This window comes from Acinetobacter halobius, assembly GCF_044130335.1.
In the GTDB taxonomy this organism is placed as follows: domain Bacteria; phylum Pseudomonadota; class Gammaproteobacteria; order Pseudomonadales; family Moraxellaceae; genus Acinetobacter.
This window is the reverse complement of sequence record NZ_JBIQOD010000001.1, coordinates 478,151-484,497: the sequence shown is the minus strand read 5'-3', so window position 1 is coordinate 484,497 and position 6,347 is coordinate 478,151. Positions and strand designations below refer to the sequence as shown.

Below are 6,347 nucleotides of genomic sequence, written 5' to 3'. Positions count from 1 at the left end.
GTGAATTTATTTGAAAGGAAGCTCTTAAAGGCACTATTTCTTCCTGATAAGAAGTGGAATAAGCAAGAAGAACCTCAGCTGAGGTTCTTCTTGTGATATTTATGGGACAGCAGTGGGGTTAGGGGAGATTTTTTTTATTCTAAATTAAGCAATCGAATCATCTAAATTCGGTGCTAACCAACGCTTCGCTTCATCCAGTGTCCAACCTTTACGCTTCGCATAATCCTCAAGTTGATCCTGAGAAATCTTGCCTACATTAAAGTATTCACTTTCAGGATGCGAATAATAGAAACCACTGACAGACGAAGGTGGCATCATCGCAAAGTGTTCAGTCAATTTGGTACCGATCTTCGCTTCTGAACCTAACCAGTCAAATAACACCGCTTTTTCAGAATGCTCTGGACAAGCAGGGTAACCTGGTGCAGGACGAATACCGACATACTTCTCTTTGATCAATTCTTCATTGCCCAAAGTTTCATCGGCCTTATAGCCCCAGAACTCTTTACGGATACGCTCATGCAAATGCTCGGCAAAAGCTTCGGCAAAACGATCGGCCAAAGACTGAACCAAGATTGCTGAATAATCGTCGCCTTTGGCTTTATATTCATTCGCCAATTCTTCTGCACCAAAGATCGACACAGTGAAACCACCGAGATAGTCAGTATTGTCTTTCGAGGTGCTAATAAAGTCGGCTAAAGATAAATTCGGCTTACCAGTGACTTTGTCAGATTGCTGACGCAAGTGTTCAAAAGTATGCGTGACATTCTGCGCTGTTTCATCAAACACGCTGACTGTATCTGCACCTGTACGTTGAGCAGGGTATAGACCAAATACAGCACGTGCATCGAAACGGTTATTCTCGATCACATCTTTGAGCATGGCTTGTGCTTGATTATACAAATCCGTTGCAGCTTCACCGACAATCTCATCTTCTAAGATTTTCGGGAATTTACCTGCCAAGCTCCAAGAAATAAAGAATGGTGTCCAGTCAAAATACTCCACCAATGTTGCAAGTGGGTAGTTGGTGAGGACGTGTGTTCCCATTGTGTTTGGAATTGGCGGCACATAGTTCGTATCGACTTTAAAGCCATTTTCAATGGATTCTGCATAGCTTAGTTTGGCTGCTTTCGGTTGCTTATTGGCTAAACGTTCACGAATCTTGGCATATTCCGCACGATGTTCAGCAATAAAGTTACCACGCATTTCTTTAGACAGTAGGGTAGTCGCTACACCCACTGCACGAGAGGCATCGGCTACATAAATCACTGCATCATTTGAATATTGCGGGTCAATTTTGACTGCGGTATGGGCTTTCGATGTGGTTGCACCACCAATCAGTAAAGGAATGGTAAAACCTTTACGCTGCATTTCTTTGGCAACAAACACCATTTCATCCAGCGATGGTGTAATCAAACCAGATAAACCAATGATGTCACATTTCTCATCAATCGCGGTTTGTAAGATTTTTTCCGCAGGAACCATCACACCTAAATCGACAATATCATAGCCATTACAGCCCAACACCACGCCGACAATATTTTTACCAATATCGTGTACATCGCCTTTTACGGTTGCCATCAGGACTTTACCTTTAGACTGGCTACCTGTTTTTTCCGCTTCAATGTACGGATTCAACCATGCTACAGCTTGCTTCATAACACGGGCAGATTTTACCACTTGTGGCAGGAACATTTTTCCTGAGCCGAATAGATCACCGACCACATTCATGCCGTCCATCAATGCGCCTTCAATCACATCAAGAGGGCGTTTGGCTTTTAAACGGGCTTCTTCGGTATCTTCATCAATATAAGTGGTAATCCCTTTAACCAGTGCATATTCAAGACGTTTCTCAACAGATTGATTACGCCATTCAAGGTTTTCAGCTTCTTTGGCTGCGCCACCATGACTACGATATTTTTCTGCAACTTCAAGTAATTTTTCAGTGGCTTCCTGTCCACTTTCCCCCTGATTTTGATTCAGGATAACGTCTTCAACCGCATCTTTCAGTTCTTTTGGAATATCGTCATAGATTGCCATTTGACCAGCATTGACAATACCCATGGTCATGCCTTGTTTGATGGCATGGTATAGGAATACCGAGTGAATCGCTTCACGAACAGGCTCATTGCCACGGAAAGAGAATGAAACGTTAGATACACCACCCGAAATCATAGCATGTGGCAAGTTTTGTTTAATCCAGCCTGTCGCTTCAATAAAATCGACACCGTAGTTATTGTGTTCTTCAATCCCCGTAGCAACTGCAAACACGTTCGGGTCAAAAATAATATCTTCAGCAGGGAAACCCACTTCATTGACTAGAACATCATAAGAACGTTTACAGATTTCACGTTTACGCGCAGCCGTATCCGCTTGTCCTGTTTCATCAAAGGCCATGACGATAACCGCTGCACCATATTGTCGGCATAAACGGGCTTTTTCGACAAACTCATCATAACCCTCTTTAAGGGAAATTGAGTTCACCACAGGTTTACCCTGAACGCATTTCAAACCCGCTTCAATGATTTCCCATTTCGATGAGTCAATCATGATCGGCACACGTGAGATATCTGGTTCAGATGCCACCAGATTCAAGAAATGCACCATCGCATTTTGTGAATCAAGCATCCCTTCATCCATGTTAATGTCAATAATCTGTGCACCAGCTTCAACTTGTTGCTGAGCGACTTCTAAAGCTTCGGTAAAGTTTTCTTCACGGATTAAACGCAGGAATTTTTTTGAACCTGTGACGTTGGTACGTTCACCGACATTGACAAATAAAGAGTCATCATAAATGTTAAATGGCTCTAAACCGCTGAGGCGGCAAGCAGGTCTGGTTTCAGGAATTTGACGTGGTTTAATATCTTTAACAGCATTGTAAATGGCACGGATATGATCTGGTGTGGTACCACAACAACCACCTGTAATATTGATGAGACCACTTTCAGCAAATTCTTTTAAGAAAGCTGCGGTTTGCTCTGGCGTTTCATCATATTCACCAAAGGCATTCGGTAAACCCGCATTTGGATGGGCAGAGACAAAAGTATCGGCAACATCAGCAATAGTTTTCACATGCGGGCGCATCGCATCCGCACCCAAGGCACAGTTAAAGCCAATCGAAAGTAAATCGCCATGACGTACTGAGTTCCAGAATGCTTCTGCGGTTTGACCTGTTAATGTACGACCAGATGCATCGGTAATGGTCCCTGAAATCATTAACGGCAGTTCATGACCGATTTGCTTAAATACTTCTTTTACCGCAAAAATCGCTGCTTTACAGTTAAGTGTATCAAATACTGTTTCAATCAGAAGAATATCGGCACCACCTTCGATGAGGGCATGCGTTGCTTCAATATAGTTTTCTTTCAGTTCATCAAAAGTAATATTACGGAAGGCAGGGTCATTGACGTTTGGTGAAATTGAACAGGTACGTGAGGTTGGGCCAAGTACACCTGCAACGAAGCGTGGTTTATCTGGGGTTGAATATTTGTCACAGGCCGCACGTGCTAGGCGCGCTGCTTCACGGTTGATCTCGGGAACGAGGTCTTCCATGTGATAGTCTGACATTGAAACACGTGTGCCATTGAAACTGTTGGTTTCAATGATGTCTGCGCCAGCATCGAGGTAAGCTTCATGAATCCCTTGGATAATCTGTGGCTGTGTCAGTACCAAAAGGTCATTGTTGCCTTTTAAGTCAGATGCCCAGTCTGCAAAACGTTCACCACGATAATCTTCTTCTTCGAGCTTATGACGCTGAATCATGGTGCCCATTGCACCGTCAATAATGAGGATGCGCTCGGCAAGAAGTGTTTTTAAGGTGGCAAGTGTAGACATTCAAAACTCACAAACAGGTTTTCAAAACGTGCAATATTTTAGCAGAAAAGCATATTCATTTATGCTTAATTCAAGTGGTATTCGCTATATTGCAAATAAAAAAGGCTGATTTAGCTTTAGTTTTCACGAAAGTGAAATATAGGGCGTCTATGTTAATAGATGAAAATAAATAGAGATGAGGAAAGATTGATTGGAGCAGATTGTTACAGACAACACAGCCAAATGTAAGAAAATAATTCAGCGTAATGAGCACAGAAAAATTAAATTTTAAGCAAGCACAGTGCTTTCAAGGCCTATAGGCGATTTACTGCTGATCTAAAATGAATCAATTATGAAAAAATTGGCTTCATGTGACACGCATTTGTCATATAATTGTCACAATTAAATTGAACAATAGGGGATATTGATATCCTCTTTAGCCGTCTGCATGAATTCTAATATTCCTCCTGTCCAAGATCAGGTGCACGTGACACAAGTCAAGTCGACAAATGTGCACGTACCTACGCCGAAATTTTTTATGCCGGTGTTTTTAACGGTCATTATTTCAACGCTAATTTATATTGGCTTTCAGCTTTCTGCTGACTTATCGCATGTTCCTGCACTGAATCTTTACTCTCTAATCCTTTTAGCGACGGCATTGTTCATTGCGTTGGGCTTTGAGTTTGTAAATGGTTTCCATGACACAGCCAATGCTGTGGCAACGGTGATTTATACCAATGCACTGTCAGCGCCAGTTGCGGTAATGTGGGCAGGTTTCTGTAACTTCCTTGGGGTTATGGTGGCAAGTGGTGCAGTAGCTTACGGTATTATTGCACTTTTGCCTGTCGAGTTGATTATGAATGTCAGCTCAGGTGCAGGGTTTGCCATGGTGTTTGCCATGTTGATTGCTGCGATTTTGTGGAACTTGGGGACATGGTTCTTAGGTATCCCAGCATCAAGTTCACACACTTTGATTGGTTCAATCTTGGGTGTGGGCATTATGAACTACCTGATGCATTCAGGCAGTGGTGCTTCGGGTGTAGACATGGATCAAGTGATCAAAGTCGGCAAGGCTTTATTGTTTTCGCCATTGATTGGTTTTGCCTTTGCAGCGATCGTATTTTTGTTGGTTAAAACAATTTTCAAGCGTCAACTTGAACTATTTCAACCACCTGAAGGTAACAAGCCACCACCACCTCTGATTCGTGCTATTTTGATTTTTACCTGTACGGGTGTAAGTTTTGCACACGGTTCAAATGATGGTCAAAAAGGTATGGGTTTAATCATGCTGATTTTGATTGGTATTGTGCCTTTGGCTTATTCTTTAAATAAGAATTTGGATTCACAGCACATTCAGTCATTTGCACAGCTTTCGAATCAGACAGCAAATGTAATTTATACTCAGCATGACGATATCGCTGATGAAAAAGCCCGTGCAGTCATTACCCAATATATTCAAACTAAAGAAATGACTCCTGAAGTTGTACCTGCATTAGCAAGTTTGACAGATCATTTGGGTGAACGTGTTGGACATTATGGTGATTTAAAAGATATTCCAGAGGCAGAAGTTTCTTCTATACGCAATGATATGTACTTAAGTACGACAGCTTTCAAACGTTTAGATAAGGCAGATCAATTACCAGCGATGTCTGATGCGGAGAAAAAGACCGTTAAAGAATATCGTAGTAACCTCGATTCGTTCCTTCAGTATATTCCAAACTGGGTAAAAGTGGCTGTGGCACTTGCACTTGGCTTAGGAACAATGGTGGGTTGGAAGCGTATTGTAGTTACCGTGGGCGAGCGTATTGGTAAGAACCATATGACTTATGGTCAAGGTATGTCTGCAGAGTTAGTCGCTATGACTACGATTGCTGCGGCAGATGGTTTTGGTATGCCTGTATCGACGACCCATGTACTCAACTCTGCGGTTGCAGGGACCATGGTGGCAAATAAGTCAGGTCTGAACTTTGCAACTGTCAGAACCATTCTTTCGGCTTGGGTTTTCACCCTGCCAGCAACAATCTGTTTATCAGGTGGTTTGTTCTGGTTGTTCCTACAGTTTGTTTAATCTGTAATGTAAAGAAAAACGTTATTTGAAGTCATAATGCCAGTCAGTTCATAAACTGACTGGCATTTTCTTTTCAATTCTCGATTTTATTTAATATACGCTAACACTACTCACGATTTGAGCAGAAATAAAAGCATTGCATTTATTCGTAGTGCAAGATGCAGTCATTGGCATTCAAAATGGACTATTTTGTAATGCAAAGTTGTTTCGTATCTATAGATTGAACAGATTTTCTGTGGGGCGCATTGCACCGCAAAATGTTACTTCTACGATGCTTCACTTCTTACTTAGCGAATAAGACCTAAACGTTGCAGGAATAAACGAACGACCAATATTGAGCTTAGGAACACTAAGACCTCACAGTATAGGGTTAAAAAGTTAAGGAGATGAAGAGGAGGCTCCTTAACTGGTTGTCTCTAAGTTGAGGTTGTGTTTTATATCCGTATGGCTGCCTAAGAGAGCAGCATTT

At 42.0% G+C, this 6,347-nt stretch carries 2 protein-coding genes; one reads left to right on the top strand and one right to left on the bottom strand.

The window, feature by feature from the left end; all coding sequences use genetic code 11:
- Nucleotides 1-144: 144 nt before the first annotated feature.
- Entirely contained in the window at nt 145-3,831 is a 3,687-nt protein-coding gene (metH, locus tag ACE01U_RS02240) for a methionine synthase (RefSeq protein ID WP_395553169.1), read from the bottom strand.
- A gap of 427 nt (nt 3,832-4,258) precedes the next feature.
- Here metH and ACE01U_RS02235 point away from each other — a divergent pair, with 427 nt between their 5' ends.
- Nucleotides 4,259-5,878: an inorganic phosphate transporter gene (locus ACE01U_RS02235; RefSeq protein WP_086208472.1), complete on the top strand. Its 1,620-nt coding sequence runs from the start codon at nt 4,259-4,261 to the stop codon at nt 5,876-5,878.
- Nucleotides 5,879-6,347 lie beyond the last annotated feature (469 nt).